18 protein-coding genes and 1 tRNA gene are annotated in these 24,488 nt (G+C 71.3%); 2 read left to right on the forward strand and 17 right to left on the reverse strand.

From position 1 onward, the window contains the following. Nucleotides 1-44: 44 nt before the first annotated feature. From atpB to LP52_RS20155, 15 genes are all read right to left on the reverse strand, one after another. The gene (gene atpB / locus LP52_RS20085; RefSeq protein WP_040275914.1) at nucleotides 45-893 is read right to left on the reverse strand and encodes a F0F1 ATP synthase subunit A; all 849 of its coding nucleotides are present in this window, start codon (nucleotides 891-893) and stop codon (nucleotides 45-47) included. 469 nt (nucleotides 894-1,362) lie between these two features. Continuing rightward, nucleotides 1,363-1,824 (reverse strand): hypothetical protein, encoded by a 462-nt coding sequence (locus LP52_RS20090; protein WP_040275858.1) that lies wholly within the window; start codon nucleotides 1,822-1,824, stop codon nucleotides 1,363-1,365. Between the two features lie 306 nt (nucleotides 1,825-2,130). Beyond that, entirely contained in the window at nucleotides 2,131-3,300 is a 1,170-nt protein-coding gene (locus LP52_RS20095) for an MraY family glycosyltransferase (protein ID WP_040275859.1), read from the reverse strand. A gap of 498 nt (nucleotides 3,301-3,798) precedes the next feature. Then, the gene (locus LP52_RS20100) at nucleotides 3,799-4,638 is read right to left on the reverse strand and encodes an L-threonylcarbamoyladenylate synthase (RefSeq protein WP_040275915.1); all 840 of its coding nucleotides are present in this window, start codon (nucleotides 4,636-4,638) and stop codon (nucleotides 3,799-3,801) included. A 100-nt stretch (nucleotides 4,639-4,738) separates the two neighbouring features. Further along, nucleotides 4,739-5,596, reverse strand: a complete 858-nt coding sequence (gene prmC / locus LP52_RS20105; protein WP_040275861.1) for a peptide chain release factor N(5)-glutamine methyltransferase — start codon at nucleotides 5,594-5,596, stop codon at nucleotides 4,739-4,741. Next, nucleotides 5,593-6,660 (reverse strand): peptide chain release factor 1, encoded by a 1,068-nt coding sequence (gene prfA, locus LP52_RS20110; RefSeq protein ID WP_040275863.1) that lies wholly within the window; start codon nucleotides 6,658-6,660, stop codon nucleotides 5,593-5,595. The genes prmC and prfA overlap by 4 nt, the downstream gene beginning before the upstream one ends. 183 nt (nucleotides 6,661-6,843) lie before the next feature. Beyond that, nucleotides 6,844-7,059, reverse strand: coding sequence for a 50S ribosomal protein L31 (gene rpmE / locus LP52_RS20115; RefSeq protein ID WP_040275917.1), 216 nt, complete (start codon nucleotides 7,057-7,059; stop codon nucleotides 6,844-6,846). A gap of 258 nt (nucleotides 7,060-7,317) precedes the next feature. Next, nucleotides 7,318-9,135, reverse strand: a complete 1,818-nt coding sequence (locus LP52_RS20120) for an L-lactate permease (protein ID WP_052810058.1) — start codon at nucleotides 9,133-9,135, stop codon at nucleotides 7,318-7,320. Between the two features lie 287 nt (nucleotides 9,136-9,422). Then, nucleotides 9,423-11,507 carry a transcription termination factor Rho gene (rho, locus tag LP52_RS20125; RefSeq protein ID WP_052810059.1) on the reverse strand — a complete coding sequence of 695 codons (2,085 nt, stop codon included), beginning with the start codon at nucleotides 11,505-11,507 and terminating at the stop codon, nucleotides 9,423-9,425. A 430-nt stretch (nucleotides 11,508-11,937) separates the two neighbouring features. Next, nucleotides 11,938-12,936, reverse strand: a complete 999-nt coding sequence (gene thrB, locus LP52_RS20130; protein WP_193790020.1) for a homoserine kinase — start codon at nucleotides 12,934-12,936, stop codon at nucleotides 11,938-11,940. Between the two features lie 268 nt (nucleotides 12,937-13,204). Next, a complete protein-coding gene (thrC, locus tag LP52_RS20135; RefSeq protein ID WP_193790021.1) occupies nucleotides 13,205-14,263 on the reverse strand; it encodes a threonine synthase in 1,059 nt (352 codons plus the stop codon). 293 nt (nucleotides 14,264-14,556) lie between these two features. Continuing rightward, nucleotides 14,557-15,855: a homoserine dehydrogenase gene (locus LP52_RS20140; RefSeq protein ID WP_040275865.1), complete on the reverse strand. Its 1,299-nt coding sequence runs from the start codon at nucleotides 15,853-15,855 to the stop codon at nucleotides 14,557-14,559. A 79-nt stretch (nucleotides 15,856-15,934) separates the two neighbouring features. Further along, nucleotides 15,935-17,335, reverse strand: a complete 1,401-nt coding sequence (gene lysA, locus LP52_RS20145) for a diaminopimelate decarboxylase (RefSeq protein WP_040275924.1) — start codon at nucleotides 17,333-17,335, stop codon at nucleotides 15,935-15,937. Between the two features lie 204 nt (nucleotides 17,336-17,539). Next, nucleotides 17,540-18,772 carry a DALR anticodon-binding domain-containing protein gene (locus LP52_RS20150; RefSeq protein WP_052810060.1) on the reverse strand — a complete coding sequence of 411 codons (1,233 nt, stop codon included), beginning with the start codon at nucleotides 18,770-18,772 and terminating at the stop codon, nucleotides 17,540-17,542. 3 nt (nucleotides 18,773-18,775) lie between these two features. Then, on the reverse strand, nucleotides 18,776-19,174 hold the full coding sequence (locus LP52_RS20155) for a response regulator transcription factor (RefSeq protein WP_238581011.1): 399 nt from the start codon (nucleotides 19,172-19,174) through the stop codon (nucleotides 18,776-18,778). A gap of 107 nt (nucleotides 19,175-19,281) precedes the next feature. Here LP52_RS20155 and LP52_RS20160 point away from each other — a divergent pair. Next, nucleotides 19,282-19,353 (forward strand) — tRNA-Arg (locus LP52_RS20160). 586 nt (nucleotides 19,354-19,939) lie between these two features. Then, a complete protein-coding gene (locus LP52_RS20165; RefSeq protein ID WP_040275866.1) occupies nucleotides 19,940-21,433 on the forward strand; it encodes a SulP family inorganic anion transporter in 1,494 nt (497 codons plus the stop codon). Nucleotides 21,434-21,535: 102 nt separating this feature from the next. Here LP52_RS20165 and LP52_RS20170 read toward each other — a convergent pair whose 3' ends face one another. Continuing rightward, complete coding sequence (locus LP52_RS20170; protein ID WP_040275868.1) at nucleotides 21,536-23,074, reverse strand: acyl-CoA synthetase; 1,539 nt, start codon at nucleotides 23,072-23,074, stop codon at nucleotides 21,536-21,538. A gap of 49 nt (nucleotides 23,075-23,123) precedes the next feature. After that, on the reverse strand, nucleotides 23,124-24,446 hold the full coding sequence (locus LP52_RS20175) for an MFS transporter (RefSeq protein WP_040275869.1): 1,323 nt from the start codon (nucleotides 24,444-24,446) through the stop codon (nucleotides 23,124-23,126). Nucleotides 24,447-24,488: the final 42 nt, after the last annotated feature.

Consider the following 24,488-nt stretch of genomic DNA (forward strand, 5'->3'; position numbering starts at 1 on the left):
TTGCGGACTGGGGTGACAGTTTGCGCGCACCTGGAGGGGACCCCCTAGTGCGCGCCCTCGACCGCCTGACCGATGTAGACGGAGGAGAGCAGAACGAACACATAGGCCTGGACGGCCATGATGAACAGCTCGAAGACGGTGAAGACCAGGAACCCGATCAGCGCCAGGGCGGAGTAACCCACCGAGACGGCGCCCAGCGCGGCCCCCATCTCGGTCAGCGGGTTGAACATGTAGAACCCGGCAGCGGCGAAGACCGCCAGCAGCAGGTGGCCGGCGAACATCACCGCGAAAAGACGCAGCGCGTGTGTGAACGGGCGGATGAGGAAGTTGGACAGCGCCTCGATGGGCGTGACCAGGATCAGCAGCGGTTTGGGGACTCCGCCGGGGACCAGGTGGGCCTTCAAGTGCCCGCCGACCCCGTTCCGGCGGATGCCGGCGCCGTTCCACAGCACGTAGACGAACAGCGCGAGCATGGTGGGGATCGCCAGGCTCGTGGTCACCGGCAGTTGCAGTCCCGGAATCGGAATGAGGCCCATGATGTTCATCGCGAAGATGAAGACGAACATCGTCACCATGAGGGGCAGGTACTTGTCGCCCTCCTTGCCCATGGTGTTCCGGGTGATCTGGTTCCGGATGAACTCCACCAGCATCTCGGCCAGGCTCTGCCCGCGGCTGGGCACGACCTTCGCGTTGCGCGTGGTGAAGTACCAGAATCCCGCCGAGATCAGCAGGGCCAGGGTCAGGACTACGAAGTACTTGGTGATGCCCGCGGTGCCGGGGATGCCGAAGTCCAGATAGGGCTCGGGGAAGAACAGGCTGGTCCCCGGAGGCTGGAAGCCGCATCCGTGGGTGTTGAAGATGTGGCAGCCTTCTTCGGACGCGGCACTGTGCAGTCCGGCGGACACGTCGTTTTGTTGGTTCACCGCTCCTCGCTCGCTACACGGCCGGGGGTTCCCTCAGCGATGAAGTGGGCGGCGCTCAGGCGAACCCATTCGTCGTGACGCAACTCAATCCTCGATGTATTGGGCGGTACCGTGCCGCTCGCATGGAGAGGCCGGCGACCGGACTGGACACTCAGGACCGGAAGAGATGGACGGCGATCAGACCGATCGCGCAGAACCAGCCGAGAAGCGCGCGGATCGGCCGGAACTCCGCTGTCGGTCCCGGCCTCAGGTCCGCCGACCGCCCCGCGCCGCCCCGCAGGGCCACGCCTCCCAGCAAGTAGGTGAAGAACATCGCGCCGTCGGTGCCCGGCGTTCCGGGGGAATCGCCGACGCCCGCACGGTCCTTCGTCTCGCTCCGGAAGATAGCAGTAGGTGAATCTTGTTCGCACATCACCCCATACGGGGGCTTTCACCGGATTCACCTTTCGCCCCCCACGCCCGAGCCGGTCGGCGACCCGTCCGCGTCCGACTCCTCAGCATCGTCGGATGCGGGTTCCACGGTGAGCTGGCGCACCTTGAGACTCGCGACGGCTTGGCCGGCGAGCCAGGTGATGACACAGGCCAGCGCGGTCAGCGCGAACGAGTAGTGGTGGAACGCCGTGGTGCCGCCGAAGAGCACGAGGGCCACCGCCAGGACGCCGATCTTGGTCGTGTACACGACGAAGGCGATGGGCAGCAGCAGGTGGGGGTGGCGCTGTCCTACCCAGGCGATGACGTAGGCGGAGACGGCGAAGAACGCCAAAACCAGCAGCGCCGCCAGAACGGCGCCGATGAGCCCCGCCACACCCGCCGCGACCGAGGATGCGACAGCAGCCGCCACCGCGACGGCGGCCGTGGGAATCGCGGCGCCTCGGAGAATCCGGGCGTCGTGTTCCTGCATGAGAGAGACTCCGGTGGCTGTGCTGTGGGGTGCTTGCTCGTGAAAGCTATCACAAGGATTCGGACCCCTGAGCACGGGTGGCCCCTCCGGTCACCCCTGCCGCTCGTGCGGAGTCGAGATCACCGACTGTCGTCGCAGGTCGTCTTATATGTCGCCGCGGTATGAGGGCCGCGGGTCATGTGCCGTTCGGCTGGATTCGACCTCCCGTTCGGCGCGGTCGCGGGACTCGGGGACCGGGCGCTGTCGCCGCGGGCCCGCGGGAGCGGGCCGGCGCGGCGGCGGACATGATCACCATCGCTTCGCCGCCTATCCCGCCGAGCCCGACTTCGCGGATTCCGACGCGGAGCCCGATCCCGCCGCGGCGGAGGCGCGGGCGGCCCGCGCCAGGCTTCGGCGGCGCAGCCGCGGCAGGGTGATAAGCCCCACTGCGCAGGCGGCCACGAGCAGCGTGACGGTCAGCACCACGAACGGGGTGTCGAAGATCGACAGCGAGACCGATGCGAAAGCGATGATCGCGGCCCACAGGTACATCAGCAGCACCGCCCTGGCGTGGGAGTGGCCCAGCTCCAGCAGGCGGTGGTGCAGGTGCTTCTTGTCGGGGGCGAAGGGCGACTTGCCCGCCATCGTGCGGCGCACCACCGCCAGGACCAGGTCGGCCAGCGGCAGCGCGATGACCAGCAGCGGCAGGAAGACCGGCATGAACAGTGCGACGCCGTGCACGCTGGTGCGGCCGTCGGGATAGAACTGGCCGGTCACGGTGATGGTGATCGCCGTCAGTAGCAGCCCGAGCAGCATCGCCCCGGTATCGCCCATGAAGACGCGGGCGGGGTTGAAGTTGTGCAGCAGGAATCCGATGCACACGCCGGCCAGGATGATCGCGATCATGGCCGGATAGGACTGCCGCTCGAAGCCCTGGTCGACGGCGGCCACGTAGTAGTAGGCGAAGAACGCGAACGAGGAGATCGCCACGATCCCGGCGGCCAGCCCGTCGAGCCCGTCGGCGAAGTTCACCGCGTTGATCGTGATCACGATCAGCAGGATCGAGACCAGCGCACCCAGCCACGGCCCCAGGGACAGCTGGGTGCCCGGCACCGGAAGCCAGAGCATCTGCACACCGGACCACACCATGATCCCCGCCGCCAGGGTCTGCCCGGCGAGCTTGGGGATCGGCCCCATCCCCCACCGGTCGTCGATGATGCCGATCACGATGATCACGCCGCCGGCGAGCAGCAGGCCGCGCCAGGTGTTGTAGACGAAGACGTCCTGCAGGTGCGGCAGGCGGTAGGAGATGAGCATCGCCGCCGCGAATCCGCCGTAGATGGCGATCCCGCCCATGCGCGGGATGGGCTCGCTGTGCACGTCGCGGTCGCGCACCGGAGGCACAGCACCGAAGGTGATCGCCGCTCGCCGCACGAAAGGCGTCAGCAGATAGGTGACCGCCAGGGCGATGACGAAGGTGAGCGCGTACTCACGCACGGCGTGTCAGGTGCCTTCCTCGGGTTGCGCGCCAAGGCGGGGGAGCCGGCGGGGCGGTCGGCGTTTCGGCGCTGGGCTGTCGACTTCTCCTGCTGCTGCGGCCACCGGCTCGGCTGGGCCGCGAGCCGGCGATCGGCGGGACCGCGGTCGCCCGTCGGCCGCTCGGTGGAGCGGGCCGGTCGCGACCGCGGTACGAGCGATGTCGGAACGGCTGCCGTTTCGAAGACCGCGGTGCAAACGAAACTAGCACTACTCGTATGCGGAACGCGGCACCACGACTCGGTCACGGAGCGTGAGGAACGTGTGCCACGCCACAGGGTACTGGAGCGCGGCAATCCGCCGAACGGGATCGGAGTGCCTCTGCGCGCCGGGAACGCCCTTCCGGGCCCGGACGCGCTCCGTAGCCGCCGCCGCTCGCCGCACACGGCATTCTTTGCGCTTTCTTAGCGCCTGCTGGGATGGGCATCGGGGGACCGGGGCAGGAGCCGTCGAGCGCGGTCAGGCCGTGTCGTCGCGCTTGGGTTCGGCGGCGGGTGTCTCTTCCTCGGGCAGGGGGGCGCCTTCCGCCGAACCGGTCGGCGCAGCTTCCTGAGCGCCTGCTGCGTCCTTCTCCGCGGATTCCTCCGGGGTCGGGCCCGCCTCGGCGTTCTCGGACGCCTCAGCGCCCTCCTCGCCTGAAGCGGTGCGCCGCTGGGGGACGCCGATCACCGTGCCGCAGACGGCGCGCAGGCGCTGGATCGGGATCGCGCCGTCGCGCAGGACGCGCGGGACGGCATAGGTGAGGTCGACGATGGTCGAGGGCGTGTCGTCGTCGCACGCACCGCCGTCCAGGTAGACGGCCACGGCCTCGTCCAACTGCTTCCGGGCCTCCTCCGCCGTCGTGGCGGCGGCGTGGCCGGAGAGGTTGGCGCTGCTGACCGCCATGGGGCCGACCTCCTTCAGCAGCTCCAGTGCGACCGGGTGCATCGGCATGCGCACGGCCACGGTCCCCTTGGTGTCGCCGAGGTCCCAGGACAGGCTCGGCGCCGCGGCGCAGACGACGGTCAGCGGGCCCGGCCAGAACTCCTCGATGAGGTCCTGGCCGTAGTTGCCCATGTCCTCGATCAGCGCTTGCGCGGCGCGGACCGAGCCGACGAGGACGGGCGGCGGCATGTCGCGGCCGCGCCCCTTGGCGTCGAGCAGTGCCGAGACGGCCGCGGGGCTGAAGGCGTCGGCCCCGATGCCGTAGACGGTGTCGGTGGGCAGCACCACCAGCTCGCCCCGGCGGACGCTCGACGCCGCATCCGTGATGCCGTCCGTGCGTCCCTGCCCGTCAGCGCAGTCGTAGCTGCGGCTCACCCCGGTCACCCCATCTCTCCTCGGCGCCCGGCCGGGCGCGTAGACCTGCCTGTCGTGTCATCGGGCCGACCGCCGGCCCGCCGGACTCCCGGCCACGCCCTCACTCCTCGGCTCGGCGCATGACCACGAACCGGTCGCGGTGCGCCAGGTCCTTGCGGTTGCGGACGTCGCGCCACCCCTGCCCCTCGGGGAACAGCCGGGGGATGTCGATACCCTGCCCGTCGCCGTGCTCGATCGCCATCGCGCCGCCCGGACGCAGCAGTCTGCGCCCCACCGCCTCCAGCTCGCGGATGGCGTCGAGGCCGTCGTCGCCCGCCCACAGCGCGGCGTCGGGATCGTGGTTGGAGACCTCGGGAGGTATCGCCGCGGCCTCGGCCGTGGGCACATAGGGCGGATTGGAGATCACCAGGTCCATCCGGCCCTCGAAGTCGGCCAGCGCCGAGCGCATGTCGGCCTGGTGGGCGGTGACCCGGTCCGCGCGGCCGCTGGCGTCGATGTTGCGCTTGGCCCAGCTCAGCGCCTCGCCGTCGAGCTCGACGGCGTGCACCCGCGAGCGCGGGACCTCCTGGGCGATGGAGATGGCGATGGCGCCCGACCCGGTTCCCAAGTCGGCCACCAGGGGGTCGGCCACGTCCATGGCACGCAGGGTGTCGATCGCCCAGCCGACCATGATCTCGGTCTCGGGGCGGGGCACGAAGACGCCGGGCCCGACCTGCAGTTCCAGGTAGCGGAAGTAGGCGCGGCCGGTGATGTGCTGAAGCGGCTCGCGTGCGGCGCGGCGCGCGACGCACTCCCAGTAGCGGGCGTCGAAGTCGGCGTCGGCGACCTCGTGCAGCTCTCCTCGACGGACGCCGTGCACGAACGCCGCGAGTTCCTCGGCGTCGGTGCGTGGCGAGGGGACGCCCGACTCGGCCAGCCGCAGCGTGGCCCGGGCGACCTCGTCGAGCAGGAAGTTCATGACTCGGCCTGCTCCAGCCTTTCCTTGGTGTCGGCGTCGATGAGCGCCCGAAGGACGCCGTCCAGGCTCCCGTCGAGGACCTGGTCGAGGTTGTAGGCCTTGTAGCCGACACGGTGATCGGAGATCCGGTTCTCCGGGAAATTGTAGGTGCGGACGCGCTCGGAGCGGTCAACGGTGCGCACCTGGCTCTTGCGCTCGGCCTCGGCTTCGGCGTCGGCGTTGGCCTGGGCCTCGGCGTAGAGGCGGGACCGCAGGACGCGCATCGCCTGGTCCTTGTTCTGCAGCTGGCTTTTGCCGTTCTGGCACGAGACCACGAGGCCGCTGGGCAGGTGCGTGATGCGCACCGCGGAGTCGGTGGTGTTGACGCTCTGCCCGCCGGGCCCCGAGGAGCGGAAGACGTCGATGCGCAGGTCGTTGTCGTGGATCTCGACCTCGACCTCCTCGACCTCGGGCACGACGAGGACGCCGGCGGCCGAGGTGTGGATGCGGCCCTGGGACTCGGTGACGGGCACCCGCTGCACGCGGTGGACGCCGCCCTCGAACTTGAGCTGGGGCCACACGCCCGTACCGGGCTCGGGGGTGCCCTTGTTCTTGAACGCGATGGTGATGTCCTTGTACCCGCCGAGGTCGGAGATCGTGGAGTCGATGACCTCGGTCTTCCACCCCTGGCGCTCGGCGTAGCGCAGGTACATGCGCACGAGGTCGCTCGCGAACAGTGCGGACTCCTCGCCGCCCTCGCCGGCCTTGACCTCCATGATGATGTTCTTGTCGTCGGCGGGGTCGCGCGGGATGAGCAGGTGGTGCAGGCGCTCGGTCAGCTCCTCGCGGCTCTCCTCCAGCTGCCGCGCCTCGTCGGCGAAGGCGGGATCCTCGGCCGAAAGCTCCCGCGCGGTGCCGAGGTCGGACTCGACCTGCATCAGTTCGCGGTAGGCGGCGATGACGGGCGTGAGCTGGGTGTAGCGCTTGCTCAAGGCGCGCGCCTGCGACTGGTCCGCGTGCACGGCGGGGTCAGCGAGCTGCTGTTCCAGTTCGTAGTACTCGCCCAGAAGGTCGTCCAGCTTCACGTTCGAATATCCAGCTTCCGTCGATGGCCGTCGATGGCGTCGTCGTTGTGGTGTGCGCGTCCGATCCCGCGGAGGCCCGTGGACACGTGCGGCAGCCGGACCGGGGCCCGCCTACGAACAGCGGCGCCGGCCGCGCGGCCCGAGATCGTCTCGGACCGCGCGCTCCGACGCCGCGTGCGGAAGCTACTTGGCGGTGCGCTTGCCGAAGCGCTTCTCGAAGCGGGCGACCCGGCCGCCGGTGTCCATGATCTTCTGCTTGCCGGTGTAGAACGGGTGGCAGGCAGAGCAGATGTCGGCCCGGATCTCGCCCGACGCGGCAGTGCTGCGGGTGGTGAAGGTGTTGCCGCAGGTGCAGGTGACCTGGGTCACGACGTACTCGGGATGGATGTCGGCTTTCACGTGGATCTCCTCGCTGTTGGCGGTCGCCGGGCGCACTCGGCAAGGCGCTGGGCTGCCGTTCCGATGGCGTGAACCGGTACCGCGGCGGTCGATATACCAGTTTGCCAGACCTTCAAACAAGAACCGACCAGCGGCTATTCCGGCCGCCGCGGGCGGCGGCCCGGGGAGCACCCGCGCGTGCGGCGCCGGACCGTTCAGCCACCGCGCCCCGGGCACGCGGCGCGGTGACCGTACCGAGCCGACGGCCTCCGCCCTCCGCTAGCGGGTGCCGGTGGGCTCGCGGCCCGGTCCGGTACCGCGGGCCGCGCGGCGCATCAGCACCACCAGGGCCGCCAGCGCGCCGAGGATGAGCGCGAGCATGAGCATCCCCGCGTTGAGACCCAGCCCGTACGCCAGCAGGTAGGTGAGCGCACCGGCCGTCAGCAGATAGTAGGTCAGCGGGATCACGGTCTGGCGGATCAGGTCGCCCTCGCGCCCCACCAGGCCGACGACGGCCGAGGCCGCGACGACGTTGTGCACGGTGATCATGTTGCCCGCCGCGCCGCCGACCGCCTGGCCGGCCACGACCGTCTCGGGCGCGACCCCGATCTGCTCGCCGGTGGAGAACTGGAACAGCGAGAACATCAGGTTGGACACGGTGTTGCTGCCGGCGACGAAGGCACCGAGCGCACCGATCCACGGAGCCAGCGCCGGCCAGCCGCCCCCGGCCGCCGCGGCCGCGCCGTGGGCGAGGGTGAGCGGCATGCTTTCCATGTCTCCGGCGCTGAACTCCGCGCCGGAGTTGATGAACACCCGCACCAGGGGAACGGCGAAGAGCAGCGCCACCGCGGCCCCGGCGATCTGGCCGCCGGCCAGGCGCCAGGACGCGGCGATCTGACCGCCGCTCATGCGGTGCAGGGCGTAGGTGACCAGGCAGGCCAGGATGAAGACCGCCCCGGGCGAGTACAGCGGCTGGACGGCCTCGCCGATGGAGGTGCCGAACAGTTCGTTCGCGCCGAGTTCGATGCCCTGCAGCCACTCCGGGATGCCCGGGAGGATGCGCGTGGCCACCAGCACTCCGGCCACCAGCAGGTAGGGCGACCAGGCCCGCAGCAGCCCGATGGAGGGCGCACCGCCGGTATCCGCGCCCGCCGGGCCGTCGCCGTCGCCGGGGTTGAGCCGGCCGTTCCAGCGCGCGGGCCAGCTCTCGCGCGGCCCGAAGTCCCACGTGGTCTTGGGCAGCAGGAATCCGCGCCGCGCGGCGGTGACGACGATCAGCAGGCCGGTGAGGCCGCCCAGCAGCGAGGTGAACTCCACCCCGAGGAAGGCGTTGAAGAGCACCGAGGGGACCGTCAGGGCGAAGGCGGCGAACAGGGCGAAGGGCCAGACCTGCAGGCCGTCGGCGAAGCGGCGGCGCTCGCCGTAGAAGCCGCACAGCAGGCAGCACATGAACAGCGGGATGAGCGTGCCGACGATGCCGTGCACGACCGCGGTCTGCAGTCCGATCCGCTCGACGAGCTCGGGCACGCTCAGGCCCAGCTCCTGCGCCCGCTGCTCGACCGCCGCCGAGCCGGCAAGACCGCCGTCGACGCCGACGAGGATGGGGGTGCCCACGGCGCCGAAGCTGACCGGGGTGCTCTGGATGATCAGGCCGACCATGACGGCGGCCATGGCGGGGAAGCCGAGCGCGAGCAGCAGCGGCGCGACGATGGCCGCGGGGGTGCCGAAGCCGGAGGCCCCCTCGATGAACGCGCCGAACAACCATCCGATGATGATCGCCTGGATGCGGCGGTCGGCGCTGATGCCGGTGAAGGTGGCGCGGATGGTGTGGATGGCCCCGCTCTTGGTGAGGGTCGCCAACAGCAGAAGGGCGCCGAAGATGATGTAGAGCAGACCGACGGCGAGGATGAGCCCTTGCACCGTGGAGGCGGCTACGGCGGCCCACTCCATCTGCCACACAGTCACGCCCACAAGCACGACCACCGCGTAGCCGGCGGGCATCGCGTACTTGGCGGGCAGGCGGAATCCGACCAGCAGGACACCGACCACCAGGATCGGCGCGATGGCGAACAGGCTGAGGAGGGGGAGGCTGTCCATCCGCTTGTCTCCCGGGGGTGGAGTACACGGTATGCAGTACGCCGTGAACCCTAGATCACATCGTCCCACCGGGTAAAGGCGGAAATGCGGACGGAAACGGACTACCGCAGGCCATCCGCATCACACGGATTCACACCCGCCGCGCACGGCAGGGCCGATCGCGTCGAGGGCGCACACGACAGGCGCCGCCCCCCGGCCCGGCCGGGGGGCGGCGCCTGTACTCAGGAGCGCTGCGCCTACGGCGGTGCCGCGACCGCCGGGGCCGTCCTCGGCGTCGCCGAAGGAGGCTAGGACCGCCGCTGGGCGCCCTCGGTCTCGTTGGCTCCGCCGACCGTGGTCTTCTGCACCTGCAGCAGGAACTCGGTGTTGCTCTGCGTGTCCTTCATCCGCTCCAAGAGCAGTTCCAGCGCCTGCTGGGTGTCGAGGGCCTGCAGCACGCGGCGGAGCTTCCAGATGATGTTGAGCTCCTCGCCCGACATCAGGATCTCCTCCTTGCGGGTGCTGGAGGAGATGACGTCGACCGCGGGGAAGACGCGCTTGTCGGCCAGGGACCGGCTGAGCTTGAGCTCCATGTTGCCGGTGCCCTTGAACTCCTCGAAGATGACCTCGTCCATCCGCGAGCCGGTCTCGACCAGCGCGGTGGCCAGGATCGTCAGGGAGCCGCCGTTCTCGATGTTGCGGGCGGCACCGAAGAACCGCTTGGGCGGGTACAGCGCCGTGGAGTCGACACCGCCGGAGAGGATGCGCCCGCTCGCCGGGGCGGCGAGGTTGTAGGCGCGCCCGAGCCGGGTGATCGAGTCGAGCAGGACCACCACGTCCAAGCCCATCTCGACCAGCCGCTTGGCGCGGTCGATCGCGAGCTCGGCCACCGTTGTGTGGTCCTCGGCCGGGCGGTCGAAGGTCGAGTGGATGACCTCGCCCTTGACCGTGCGCTGCATGTCGGTGACCTCTTCCGGCCGCTCGTCGACGAGCACGACCATCAGGTGGGTCTCCGGGTTGTTCTCCGTGATCGCGTTGGCGACCGACTGCAGCACCATGGTCTTGCCGGCCTTGGGCGGCGAGACGATGAGCCCGCGCTGGCCCTTGCCGATCGGCGCCACGAGGTCGATGATCCGCGTGGTCAGGATGTTGGGCTCGGTCTCCAGGCGGAGCCGGTCCTGCGGGTACAGCGGCACCAGCTTGGAGAACTCCTGGCGGTTGCGCGCCTGCTCCGGAGTCATCCCGTTGATGGTGTCCAGGCGCACCAGCGCGTTGAACTTCTCGCGCCGCTCGCCCTCGCGCGGTTGGCGCACCGCGCCCGTGATGGCGTCGCCCTTGCGCAGTCCGTTCTTGCGCACCTGGGCCAAGGAGACGTAGACGTCGTTGGCGCCGGGCAGGTAGCCGGTGGTGCGGACGAACGCGTAGTTGTCCAGGATGTCCAGTATGCCGGCGACCGGCAGCAGCACATCGTCGTCGCTGACGACGGGCTCGGTGTCCGGGCGGTCGCGGCGCCGGTCGCGGCGGTCCCGGCGGCGCCCGCGGCGGCGGTTGCCGCCGAAGTCCTCGTCGCCGCCTCCGCCGCGGTTTCCGCCGCCGCCTTGCTGCTGGCCGCCGTCCTGGCCCTGCTGCTGTTGCTGCTGGTTGTCGCCGCCGCCGGAGTCGTCGCGGTTCGCGCCGCGGTTGCGCCGGTTGCGCTGGCGCTCACGGCCGCCGCCCTGGCCGCCTTGGCCGGGCTGGCCGCCGCCCTGCCCGGACTGGCCGCCTTGGCCGCCCTGGGAGTCGGACTTCTGGGAGTTGGATGTCTTCGTCACGCTACTCGCGGGGGTCGAGGGGTCGGTACCGTCCGAGGGCCGGTTCTGGTCTGTGGAGTCCTCACCGCGCTTGCGCGGGGACCGGCGGCTGCGGGCCGGCTTCTCGGAGCGGTCGGCCTGTGTGGACTCGGAGCCGTTCCCGCCCTGCTCGGCCTTGGGCGATTCGGCTTTGGCCGGCTCGGCCTTGGCGGGCTCGGCCTTGGCCGCGGGCGCACTCTGCCCTGCGTCGTCCTGCGTGTCCTGCTGCCCGGCGCCCTTCTCGGGACGGTCCCCGGTCTGCTTGGCCCCACCCTCGGACTGCGGCGCGGACACAGGGCCGCCCTGCTTCGCCTCGATGGCGCCGATGATGTCGTTCTTGCGCATCCGCCCCGTGCCCGTAATACCCAGACTCGACGCCAGCCGCTGCAGTTCGGTCAGCTTCAGCGCCGACAGACCGGTACCGCCGGAGCGGCTGGGAGACCGGGACTGCGTGCTCTTTCTGGACGAGGTCGCGGCGTCGCCGGCATCCGCAGCGGACGCGGTCGTCTCCTGCTGCTGCTTGCTGACCGCCGCGTCCGTGTGGAGTTCGGTGGTGTCGCTCACTAAGGGTCCTTCCCAAGGAGCGGGCTCTGGCCGTCATCGTGTCGCTGACGGCCGGCCCGGTGGTGCGAACCGGCGGGGGCCGGGTCGGGCATGCCCCACGCGGATGTGTCGGGAACCGTGGATCCCTACCCGATCGCGGCGGGCTCTGGGTACAGCCAGGCGTGAGGGCGATGAGTCCGGTAGTGCCGCCCGTGAACCATTCTGCCGCCCTCGGCGGGCGAGTCGGCGGCACACTCAGGGTGGACGGATTCACGGGAGCGCCGCGAACTCAGCACAGTGTGGACCGCGTGCAGTGGTCGCATGGCCAAGACCACGTACACCTTGGACGCGGAAAACACTGTGGCGGATGAGCACACGCCCCGGATCGGGGCATCTGGTGCTTCACCCAGCCTAACATCACCGGAGCCCACAGCTATTCCTTGACACAGGTCTATGAACGGGGAGTTTCGATCCACGCTCCTGCCGGATCGATGGCTAAGGGGCGTATGTGCCAATGCTTACCCGTTCGCCGTTGGACTGAATCAACCAGGTCGTCACTGATTTGCGCAACATCCGGCGTTTCCGGGGATGAGGAAACGCCGCCTGCACGCCCCGCGTCGACCAGGACGAGCACGGTGGGACCGGCCCCGGAGACCACCGCCGGCAAGCCCTCGTCGCGCAGCTCGCGGGCGATGCGCAGACTCTCCGGCATAGCGGGCCGACGGTACTGCTCGTGCAGGCGGTCCTCGGTCGCCTCCAGAAGCAGCTCGGGGTGGCCGGAAACGGCCGCGACCAGCAGCGCTGCGCGCCCTGCCGTGAACGCCGCGTCGGCGTGCGGAACCGTCCCCGGCAGCAGGCCGCGCGCCTGCTCGGTCGACAGCCGTTCGTCGGGGATGCACACGAGCGGCCTCAGCCGCGCTGAAGGCGCCACGCCTGTCGCCCGCCAGCCCTCGGCCGAGCGCCAGGCGACGGTGAACCCGCCGTAGACGCAGGGCGCCACGTTGTCGGGATGGCCCTCGATCTCCGCCGCCAGCCGGAACACGCGGTCGCGGTCCAGGGACAGGTGCGCCGGATCCTGCCCGCTCAGCAGCGCGGTCGCGGCGCTGACGCCGGTGACGATGGCCGAGGCCGACGAACCCATTCCGCGCCCGTGCGGGATGCGGTTGGTGCAGCGCAGGTGCAGCCCGGGAAGCGGCTCTCCCGCCTCCTCGAAGACCGCCCGCATCGCGCGCACGATCAGGTGCGAGGAGTCCCGCGGAACCTCCCCCGCCCCCTCGCCCTCCACGTCGACGACCAGATCGCCGTCCCCTGTGATCCGGACGTCGGCCTCATCGTGCAGCCCCAGGGCCAGCCCGAGCGAGTCGAATCCGGGACCGAGGTTGGCACTGGTGGCGGGGGTGCGCACATGCACCCCGCTCAGATGCACCCCGGCGGGGAGCGATTGGGACATGCGGATGCTCTTTCCTTGACTTCTCTTCCTGCTGAAGCGCGAAGATTCTTCCCTCGCGGGTCGAGTCCTCTACTTCATCGCCAACCGCCGACCCGAGTCGACGGCGAGGGACGCGGCGCCGCCCACCGGTCTTGCACCGGCTCCACGTGCAACCGGTCGACGAGCCCCGTGGCGGAGGATCGTCGAGTACCGCCTGCTTCGCAGGAGTCCGCTTCCCGCCCCCGCCCAGTGCGGCGCACGGCCGCCGCTGCGCAGCGGCGCCGCGGGCTCAGACCAGGCCCAGCGCCGAAGCCGCCGTGGGAGCGTCGACGGGCACTGTCGTGGCCGCCGAGGCTCCGGCCAGCGCCCAGTCGGGGTCCTTGAGGCCGTTTCCGGTCACGGTGCACACCACGCGCGTGCCGCGCGCGATATGGCCGGTCTCGACCGCTTGGAGGAGCCCGGCGACGCTCGCGGCGGAGGCGAGCTCGACGAAGACGCCCTCCTCGGCGGCGAGCATGCGGTAGGCGGCCAGGATCTTGCGGTCGGTGACCGAGTCGATGCGGCCGCCGGACTCGTCGCGCGCCTGCTCGGCGTAGACCCACGAAGCGGGGTTGCCGATGCGGATGGCGGTGGCGATGGTGCGCGGGTGCTCGACGGGCGCGCCGTTGACGATCGGCGCCGACCCGCTGGACTGGAAACCGAACATGCGCGGCGCGACGGTGGATGCGCCGTCGTCGGCGTACTCGCGGTAACCCATCCAGTAGGCGCTGATGTTGCCGGCGTTGCCCACCGGCAGGCAGTGCACCTCGGGGGCGTCGCCGAGCGCGTCGACGACCTCGAAGGCCGCGGTCTTCTGCCCCTGCAGCCGGTAGGGGTTGACCGAGTTCACCAGCGCGACCGGGTAGTCCACCGACAGCTTGCGGGCGAGTTCGAGGCAGTCGTCGAAGTTGCCGTCGACCTGCAGCAGCTTCGCGCCGTGCACCAGTGCCTGGGCCAGTTTGCCCATGGCGATCTTGCCTTGGGGCACGAGCACCGCGCAGGTCATGCCCGCGCGCACGGCGTAGGCGGCCGCGCTGGCGCTGGTGTTTCCGGTGGAGGCGCAGATGACGGCCTTGGCGCCGTCCTCGGCCGCCTTGGTGATGGCCATCGTCATGCCCCGGTCCTTGAAGGACCCTGTGGGGTTGAGGCCCTCGACCTTGAGGAACACCTCGCACCCCGTCAGCTCGGAGACGCGCCTGGCCGGAACGAGCGGGGTTCCGCCCTCGTTCAGGGTGACGACCGAGGTGTTCGCTGTAACGGGAAGACGGTCGCGGTACTCCTCGACGACTCCCCGCCACGCCCGTGCCATGCTCACGACAGGGCCCTTTCGAGAGAAACGGGTGGATGCATTAGCCGATGCCGCGGACGAGGGCACGCCCCGATGCGCGGTGCCCCTGCGGATGTGTGCGGCAGCCGCGGCCCACGCCCGACGGCGCCGACCGCGCGGCCGCGGCACTGCCACCGAGTCTAGAGCCCGGCGGCGGCCGCACGTGCATCCGACGGGCACTCATCTCAGCAGTTGGGACGGCGTTTCACGGGCACCGCCGCGGCCGCGGCGGCCGCCGCTGAGCGGACCCGCGAACGCCGGCGCGCGGCCGGGGATCAGACGTCCTCGGAGAACGCCTCGACGCGCATGAGGCTGGCCACCGAGCGCACCATGTCCAGCCCGCGCAACCGCTCCACGGTCTCGGCCAGGGCGGAGTCGGGTGCGGTGTGGCTGACCAGTACCAGCTGGGCGTCCTCGCCCGACCCCTCCTGGCGGACGTTCTTGATGGACACGCCCATCTGCGCGAAGACCTCGGCGCAGCGGGCCAGCACGCCGGGGCGGTCGGCCACGTCCAGGGAGATGTGGTAGCGGGTTACCGTCTGCCCCATGGAGTGCACGGGCAGCCCCGTGTCGTGGGCGCCCTCGCCCATCGACGTGCCCGCCAGCCTGTTGCGGGCCACGGCGACCAGGTCGCCCAGCACGGCGCTGGCCGTCGGCCCTCCCCCGGCGCCGGGGCCGTAGAACATCAGCCGCCCGGCGGACTCGGCCTCGACGAACACCGCGTTGTAGGCCTCGGTGACCGCGGCCAGCGGGTGCCGGCGCGGCAGCATCACCGGGTGCACGCGCACGCCCACCGACTCGCCGTCCTCGGCGCGCTGGCAGATCGCCAGCAGTTTGACCACGCAGTCCATGGCCTTGGCGCTGGCGATGTCGCCGGCGGAGACCTCGGTTATGCCTTCGCGGTGCACGTCGGCCGCCGTGACGTTCTGCGTGTGGAACGCGAGCCTGGCCAGGATCGCGGCCTTGGCGGCGGCGTCGAAGCCCTCGACGTCGGCGGTGGGGTCGGCCTCCGCGTAGCCCAGGGTCTGGGCCTCCTCCAGCGACTCGGCGAAGCCGGCGCCCTGGGTGTCCATCCGGTCGAGGATGAAGTTGGTGGTGCCGTTGACGATGCCCAGGACCCGCTGGACCCGGTCGCCGGCCAGAGACTCGCGCAGCGGGCGCAGCAGCGGGATCGCGCCGGCCACCGCGGCTTCGTAGTAGATGTCGACGTTGTTCTCGCGCGCGGCGGAGAGCAGCGTCGCGCCGTCCTCGGCCAGCAGCGCCTTGTTGGCGGTGACGACGGACTTGCCCGCCTTGACCGCCTCCAGGATCAGCGACCGGGCGGGCTCGATGCCGCCGATGACCTCGATGACGAGGTCGATGTCGGGCCGTGTCACCAGCTCCGTGGCGTCGGTGGTGAACAGCTCCGGATCGACGCCGGTGCCGCGCTCGCGCCCGAGCCGCCGCACCGCGATGCCGCCGATCTCCAGGGGTGTTCCCACCCGTGCGGCCAGTTCGGATGCCTGCCGGTCGACCAGCTGCACCACTTCCGCACCCACAACGCCGCATCCCAGCAGCGCCACCTTCATCGCCATAGAGGGGTGACTCCCACTTCTGTCACGTCGTGTCCGTCCACTTCGTCCGCCGTCGGCCCGGCGCAGGCACCCGGCCCCGTCAGCCTACGTCCAAGCGGAGGAGGTCCTCCTCGGTCTCCCGGCGCACCAGTGTCCGCGGGACGCCGTCGCGCACCGCGACCAGGGCCGGGCGAGGCAGGTGGTTGTAGTTGCTGGCCATGGAGAAGCAGTAGGCGCCGGTGGCGGCGACGGCCACCAGATCGCCGGGACGCACGTCGGCGGGCAGGTAGAGGTCGTGCACGATGATGTCGCCGCTCTCGCAGTGCTTGCCGACCAGCCGGGAGAGCACCGGGTCGGCGCCGCTGGTGCGCGAGGCCATCGCGCAGGTGTACTCGGCGCCGTAGAGAGCCGTGCGGATGTTGTCGCTCATGCCGCCGTCGACGCTGACGTAGGTGCGGATGCCCTCGACGTCCTTGACGGTGCCGACCTCGTAGACGGTGATACCGGCGGGCCCGGACAGGGCGCGGCCGGGCTCGACGGCGATGCGCGGCATGGCCAGCCCGTGGGCGTCGCACTCGCGCTGCACGATGGCCAGCAGGCTCTTGGCGATGGTCTCGGGCTCCAGCGGGGTGTCGTCGGAGACGTAGGCGATGCCCAGTCCGCCGCCCAGGTCCAGCTCGGACAGCTCGACACCGTGCTCGCGGTGCACGCGGGTGAGGAACTCGGTGACGCGGCGCGCGGCCACCTCGAATCCGGCGGTGTCGAAGATCTGCGAGCCGATGTGGGAGTGCAGGCCGACCAGCTCGATGTGCTCGCAGGCCAGGACGCGCCGGACCGCCTCGGCGGCGGCGCCGGTGCTCAGCGCCAGACCGAACTTCTGGTCGTCGTGGGCGGTGGCGACGAACTCGTGGGTGTGGGCCTCGACGCCGGTGGTCACCCGCACCAGGACCGCGGGGGAACGGCCCCGCTCCGCGGCGATGCGCTCCAAGCGCTCGATCTCGTCGAAGGAGTCGACGATGATGCGGCCTACGCCGGTCTCGACCGCGCGCGCGAGTTCGGCCTGGGACTTGTTGTTGCCGTGCAGGCAGATGCGCTCGGGCGGCATGCCCCCGGCCAGCGCCACGTTCAGCTCGCCGCCGCTGCTCACGTCGAGCTTGAGGCCCTCCTCGTGCACCCAGCGGACCACGGCCTTGGTGAGCAGGGCCTTGCCGGCGTAGTAGACGTCGGCTTCGGCGTCGCTGAACGCCTCGCGGTAGCTGCGGGCGCGCCGACGGAAGTCCTCTTCGTCGAGCACGAACAGCGGTGTGCCGTATTCGGCGGCGAGGCGGCGTACGCCCGCTCCCCCGACGGTCAGCTCGCCGCCGGCGGTTTCGTCGCGCCGGGCCGTGGCCGGCCAGACGCGCGGATCCAGCCCCATCAGGTCGCGCGGCGGGGTGGGAGGGTTCTCCTCGGGCAGCACCTCCGCGTGGCGCGGACCGGCGGGGTGGGCGTAACGGCTCATGGTGTCAGTGCTCTCGACGTGTCGGCTTTCGTCCGGGCGTGACCGGTACGGCGTGCAGGGCTGTTCGGCGCGGTCGGGCGGGTGGGCGGCGCCGGCGGGGATCGGCGCGCCCGGCGGGGTGCGCGGGCGGCGCAGGATTCCCGCATCGCCCTGGGCGCCCGGGGTTTCCGGGGCCTCCATGCGGCGGGGCGTTCGCCGGAGTACTCACAGCCTTGTGGGCGCGGGCACGCCGAGCAGGGACAACCCCGCGTGCAGGACACCGGCCGCGGCCGCGCACAGCCGCATACGGCCGAGCGCCGGCGCGGATCCCCCGCCCGCGGATTCGACGGCGGCCTCCACGGCGAGTCCGCCTGACCCCCGCCATTCATGGTAGGCAGCCGCCACACCTTCGAGGTATCTGACCAGCATATGGGGTTCGCTACGCCGCCGGGCGGCGTGCAGGACCAGCGGGCCGTCGTAAAGCGCACCCGCCAGCGCGGCAGCCGCGGGTTCTTCCAGCGGGACGGGGGCGAGAGCGGGCGCCGCGGCGGTGGCGGCGGCCGCCTGCGCCTCGCCTGCCCAGCGCAGTGAGGAGACGGCGTGGGCGTGGGCGTAGCGCAGGACGAAGGCGGGATTGGCACGGGTGCCCAGCGCCCAGGCGCCGGGGTGCTCGGCGGTCGGCACGGCGGGCAGCCCGGGACCGGTCTCCTCGCCCGCGCGCGGGCGTTCGGCCGCCGCGCGGCAGAAGGCGACGCGGGCGCCGGCCTCGCCGATCACCGCGAGCAGCCGCCCGGCGGGGGTGTCGCCTCCGCCGCTGTCGATGCAGGGCTCGCGCCAGGAGACGTCGCCGGGCTGCACCGCGATGCACGCGCCGTCGGCCTCGGCACCGGGGTGCCCGGCCAAGGCGCGCATCCGGCGGCGCGCGTCCTCGCGCGCCAACCGCCGTGCCTCCTCTGCGGTGGCGGCACCGTGCAGGGGAGACGGCGGCGGGAGCGGTGCGGCCGAGGCACGCTCATCGGCGGGCGCGGCCCGGTCGGGCTCGGTGACATCGAGGCGGCCCAGGCCGCGAAGGTAGCCGAGATAGTCGCCCAGGAACGCGGCACCGTCGGCGGCAGCGGTGTGCACCATCGCGGCGCGCGCTTCGGAGGCGACGTCGAGCGCGACGAACCCGCCGCGCTGCACCCGGGCGCCGTCCACCCGGGCGACGCCGCGAAGCAGTGCGGCGGCGGTCTCGGCCACCCCGGACGCGCTCACGCCGAGACTCCCGGCCAGGCGCAGCGGCAGCGCCGTCGAGTACTGCGCCCCACCCGCGGACGCCACGCGCCGCGGTTCGGCCGGGGGGACGGATTCCAACGGGCACTCGGCGGCCGCGGCCACGGCGCTGCGCAGCAGGGCGTCCACGCGCCGGGGGGTCGCGCCCGCGGAGCGCCACCAGCGATCGGAGCCGTCGAGCGCCACAGGTCAGCCGGCCTGCTCGGCCCGGCTGTGCTCCGCGAGCTCGCGGACCAGCCGGATGAGCTCGGTGGGGTCGAACGGCTTGGTCAGGTAGGCGTCGACGCCGATCTCCTGTCCGCGCCTGACGTCGTCCTCCTGGGCGCGGGCGGTGATCAGCAGTACGCGCATCCCGCAGGTGGCGGGGTCCTCGCGCAGCCGCGAGGCGGCCACCCAGCCGTCGAGCCGGGGCATCATGATGTCCAGGGTGATCACATCCGGCCGGATCTCGCCCACGCGGGCGAGGCAGTCCTCGCCGTCAACCGCGGTGTGCACCTCGAAGCCCTCAAGCTGCAGGTTGACGGCGATCAGCTGCCTGATCACCTCGTTGTCGTCGACCACCAGTACCCGTGCCAGACCATCACCCACGGGCGCGAGACTAGCGTCCCCGCCCACGCCTCCGCTGGCGATCCGCCAAGCCCGCGGTAGTTGCACGACCCACCCTGCGGCGCCTGCTAGTCTGGATCTCGCAAAGCGCCCCCTTAGCTCAGGGGATAGAGCAACGGCCTCCGGAGCCGTGTGCGGAGGTTCGAATCCTCCAGGGGGCACCGGCGCTTTCACCCTTCGACCAGCGGAATCGCATATGCGGCCGCTGGTCTTTTCATGTGCCGGGCGCGATCCGGCCCGCCCGCGTACAGGGCTGCCACCGTCGTACGACATCCACCCGGATTCGCCGCAAAGCAGGCGAAAAAGGGCGGGCCACCGGCAGGTTCCGCCCCGCGTTTAGGTCACCTGTCTTGTGGTGATTCGGGTGGATAAAACCAGAGGCGTCCGCGCTTGCGCGGAGTGCCCTCCTCCACGCGCCGCGCGCCCCTCCGTCCGGCGAGGTGTGGGCAGGCTCTCGTGCGCAGACGGTGACTCTGATCCTTACGTGAAAGTAGGCTTGGCGTGCGCCGGATCCGCCGCCGCGGCCATCCCTTCTCCGCCGCACCCGACTCGCGGTCCGGTCGCTCGACTCTCGCCCGCAGGCGGCAACGGTGCCGCTCACGGAGCCGCTCCCAGGGCGGCCTCCAGCGGGAGCCATGCCCCGACCTGCGATCGCAGCAGACCACCGCGCGCTCCGACGTGTGCCCGGTGAGGGCGCGCGCCGCCCTGCACCGGTCACGTTGTGTGCGCCCAGCCGAGATTGGTTTCATGACCGCCCAGCAGACCAGCCCTCGCCGACGCCTCCCGATTCCGTCCTTGTCCGTGTCGAGGCTGCGCACGGAGGTGCTCGCCGGCCTCGTCGTCGCCCTCGCCCTGATCCCCGAGGCCATCTCGTTCTCGATCATCGCCGGCGTCGACCCGCGCATCGGGCTCTTCGCCTCCTTCACCATGGCGGTCTCCATCGCCTTCCTCGGCGGGCGCCCGGCCATGATCTCGGCGGCGACCGGGGCCATGGCGCTGGTCGTCGCACCGCTGGCGCGCGAGCACGGCGTCGACTACCTGCTGGCCGCGACCATTCTGGCCGGCGTCTTCCAGGTGGTCCTGGGACTGCTGGGGGTGGCCAAGCTGATGCGGTTCGTCCCGCCCAGCGTCATGACGGGGTTCGTCAACGCCCTGGCCATCCTCATCTTCATGGCCCAGGTGCCGCACTTCGCCGGCGAGGGCTGGCCGGTCTACGCCCTCATCGCAGGCGGACTTGCGATCATCTTCCTGCTCCCCCGGCTGACCACGGCGGTGCCCGCGCCGCTGGTGGCCATCATCGTGCTGACGGCCATCGCCGTCGCCTCCGGCGTCAGGGTGCCCACCGTCGGCGACATGGGCGATCTGCCCTCAAGCTTCCCGATCCCCTTCCTGCCCGACGTGCCGCTGACCATGGACACGCTGCGCACCGTTGCCCCCTACTCCCTGACGCTGGCTCTGGTGGGGCTGATGGAGTCGCTGATGACCGCCAAGCTGGTCGACGACATCACCGAGACGGGTTCGGCCAAGGGCCGCGAGGCCCGCGGCCAGGGCCTGGCCAACATCATCACCGGCTTCTTCGGCGGCATGGCCTCCTGCGCGATGATCGGCCAGACGATGATCAACGTGCGCTCCGGCGCCCGCACCCGCCTGTCCACGCTCATGGCCGGTGTGTTCCTGCTGATCCTCGTGGCGGTGCTGGGCGACGTCGTCGCCGTGATCCCCATGGCCGCCCTCGTCGCGGTGATGGTGTTCGTGTCCATCGCCACCATGGACTGGCACAGCATCGCCCCCACCACCCTGCGGCGGATGCCCTGGACCGAGACGGCCATCATGGTGATCACCGTCGCGGTCGTGGTCGTTACCCACAACCTCGCCATCGGCGTGATCGTGGGCGTGCTGGCCTCCACGGCCCTGTTCGCCCGCGGGGTCGCCGACCTCTCCGGGGTGACCAGCGTGCTCGACCCCGAGGGCGGGGTGCGGGTCTACTCCGTGCGCGGCGACCTCTTCTTCGCCTCCAGCAACGAGCTGACCGCCCGGTTCAACTACGGCGAGGAGGGCGTGGAGAAGGTGGTCATCGACCTCTCCCGCGCGCACATGTGGGACTCCTCGGCGGTGGCGGCACTGGACCACGCCGTGGACAAGTTCGCCAAGCACGGCATCACGGCCGAGATCTCCGGCCTGAACATCCCCAGCGAGGAACTGCACAAGGACCTCTCGGGCACCCTCAACGCCGCGCACTGAACACCGCGGACGCCCGCGGTGCGAACAAGAACGGCAGGGCCGCACCCCCGCGGGGGTGCGGCCCTGCCGTTCGCCGTCGGATACCCGGCACCGGGCCACGAGTCAGGGCCCGGACGGCCCGCGGTCCCCGGTCCGTGCGCCGTCCAAGCGAGCACGCAGGGCCTTCTTGTCGATCTTGCCGACTCCGCTGCGCGGCAGCGCGCCGGCGAAGTCGAACGACACCGGGATCTTGTAGCGGGCCAGCCGCTCCCCGAGGAACCGCCGCAGCTCGGAAGGGTCGGGGCGGTGGTCGGAGGCGGGCACCACCACCGCTGCGCCGGCCTCGCCCCACGTGCCGTCGGGGACGCCCACCACTGCGCACTCGCGCACGGCGGGGTGGGCGGCGAGGGCGGCCTCGACTTCCGCCGGATAGACGTTCTCCCCGCCGGTGACGTACATGTCCTTCACTCTGTCGACGATGCGGAAGTACCCGTCGCCGTCGACCTCGGCGGCGTCTCCGGTGTGCAGCCACCCCTCGCGCAGCGCCGCGGCGGTCTCGTCAGGGCGGTTGCGGTAACCCGGGGTCACGTTGGGGCCCTCCACCAGCACCTCGGACGGACCCGGCCCGGGCTCGGCGGTGCGCACGTCGGTGAAGAACGCGGCGACGCCGGCGCTGCCCGCCTTGTTCCCGCAGTCGGCCACGGGCAGCATCAGCGCTCCCGGGGCCGCCTCGGTCAGTCCGTAGCCCTGGACGAACGCGAGGCCGCGCGCCATGTACAGCTCGATGAGCGGCGGCGGCACCGGCGCGCCGCCGCACATCAGCAGGCGCAGACCGGAGAGGTCGGCCTCCTGCCATCGGGGCGAGCGGGCGATGCTCTCGTACATGGCGGGCACTCCGAACATCACCGTCACGCCCTCCTGCTCGATGAGGTCGAGGCTGCGCTCGGCGTCGAACCGCTCCTCCAGCAGCAGCCTCCCGCCCTTGAGCAGCACCGGCAGGCACAGCATGTTCAGCGCCGCTGTGTGGAACATCGGCGCGCTGACCAGGGCGGTGTCGGTGCTCAGAAGATCGGTGTCGACGACGGAGTTGACGCAGTTCCAGGTGACGTTGCCGTGGGTGAGCACCACTCCCTTGGGACGGCCGGTGGAGCCGGAGGTGTAGAGCAGCAGGAAGGGATCGTCGAGTTCGACGGGCCTGTCGATCTCCCCGCTCGGCGCCGTGGCCACGGCCCGCTCCAGGTCCTGCTCCCCGCCCCGGACCTGATCGCCGCCGACGACCAGGAAGCCGCCCACCAGCCCGGCTCCGTAGAGCGCCTCGGCGTCGCCGCGGCGGTCGGCGTCGGCGACGAGCAGCACAGGCGCGCTGTCGGCCGCCAGCACCTCCAGCTCGGCGAACGCCAGGCGGGTGTTGAAGGGGGTGAACACCGCCCCCAGCAGCGCGGCGCCGAACATCGCCTCAAGGAACTCCGGCCGGTTGGCGCCCAGGTAGGCGATGCGGTCGCCTTTGGCCACCCCGCGCTCTTCCAGCGCGTGGGCCACCCGCCGGGAGCGCTCGTCGAGCTCCCGGTAGGCGGCCGCGCGGCCGGCGTGCACGACTGCGGTGCGCGCACCCGCCGCACGGCCGCGCCGGGCGGGCCAGGATCCGACGCCGTGGTTGCGCATTGCGGCCTCCCAGGAACGTAGGGCTGAGTGCGGTGGCGGGCGGCGCGGGTCAGACGCGCCGGAGGTCGCGGCGGTAGGTCTCGGGGGTCAGCAGCACCGCCAAGGTGGCCAGCAGCGCCATCCCCGCGAGGTAGAGGCTCACGGCGAACGACCCGCCTTGGGTGGCGAACAGGGCGGTGGCGACGATGGGCGCCAGTCCGCCGCCGATGACATTGCCCAGCTGGTAGCCGGTGGAGATGCCGCTGTAGCGCACGCGGGTGGGGAACAGCTCCGACAGCAGCGCGGGCAGCGGGCCGTACTGGGCGGAGACGACGATGATGGCCAGGCAGCAGGCCAGCAGCGCCCAGAGGATCGTCTCGCGCTCGAACATCGGGAAGAAGAACATCACCAGCACGATCTGGGCGACGCCGCCGCCGATGAACACGCGCCGCCGCCCGAGCTTGTCGGACAGCGCCGACCAGCCCATGATGGCGGCCAGTTGGAGGGTGCTGGCGAGGATGACCACGACCAGCAGCGCGTCGCGTGAGTAGCTCAGCTCGGTGGTGCCGTAGGACAGCGTGTAGACCAGCACGATGTAGCCCAGGCCGGTCGATGCGGCGGTGGCGAACATGGCGCGCACGACGCCCAGCGGGTGGCGGAGCAGGATCTCCGACAGCGGTGCGAACCGCGGAGCGTCCTCGCTCTGCTGCCGTTTGCGCCGCTCCTCCTCGAACAGCGGGCTCTCGCTGATGCGCCGGCGGATCACATAGCCGACGACGATGAGCACCACGCTGGCGAGGAAGCCGATCCGCCACCCCCATTGGGCGAACGCCTCGGCTGTCATGGCCGAGGAGCCCAGCATGACGAGGTTGGCCGCGATCGCCCCGGCGGGCACGCCGAGCTGGGGCGCGGCTCCGAAGAGCCCGCGCCGTCCGGGCGGCGCGTGCTCCACGGCCATGAGCGCGGCGCCGCCCCATTCCGCACCCACGCCCAGTCCTTGGGCCAGGCGCAGCACGACGAGCAGGATCGGGGCCGCGGCGCCGATCTGGGCGTAGGTGGGCAGCAGCCCGATCAGGACCGTGGCCACGCCCATGACCAGGAGGGAGACCACGAGCATCCGTTTGCGGCCGAGGGCCCGGTCGCCCAGGTGGCCGGCGATGATCCCGCCGAGGGGGCGGGCGATGAACCCGACGGCGAACGTGGAGAGCGCGGCCAGTTGGCTGGCGAGGGCGTTGTCGGAGGGGAAGAACTGAGGGCCGAAGACGAGCGCGGCCGCGGCACCGTAGAGGAAGAAGTCGTACCACTCGATGCTGGTGCCGATGAAGCTGGCGAGGGCGATCTTGCGGGCTTCGCGCTGCTGCGAGGCGTCGGTGGAGGGGGGCGTACCGGTCACGGTGTCTCCGTTCCAGGAGGGGGATGTGCCCCTGTGCGAAGG

This window comes from Streptomonospora alba, assembly GCF_000826685.1.
Classification (GTDB): Bacteria; Actinomycetota; Actinomycetes; order Streptosporangiales; family Streptosporangiaceae; genus Streptomonospora; species Streptomonospora alba.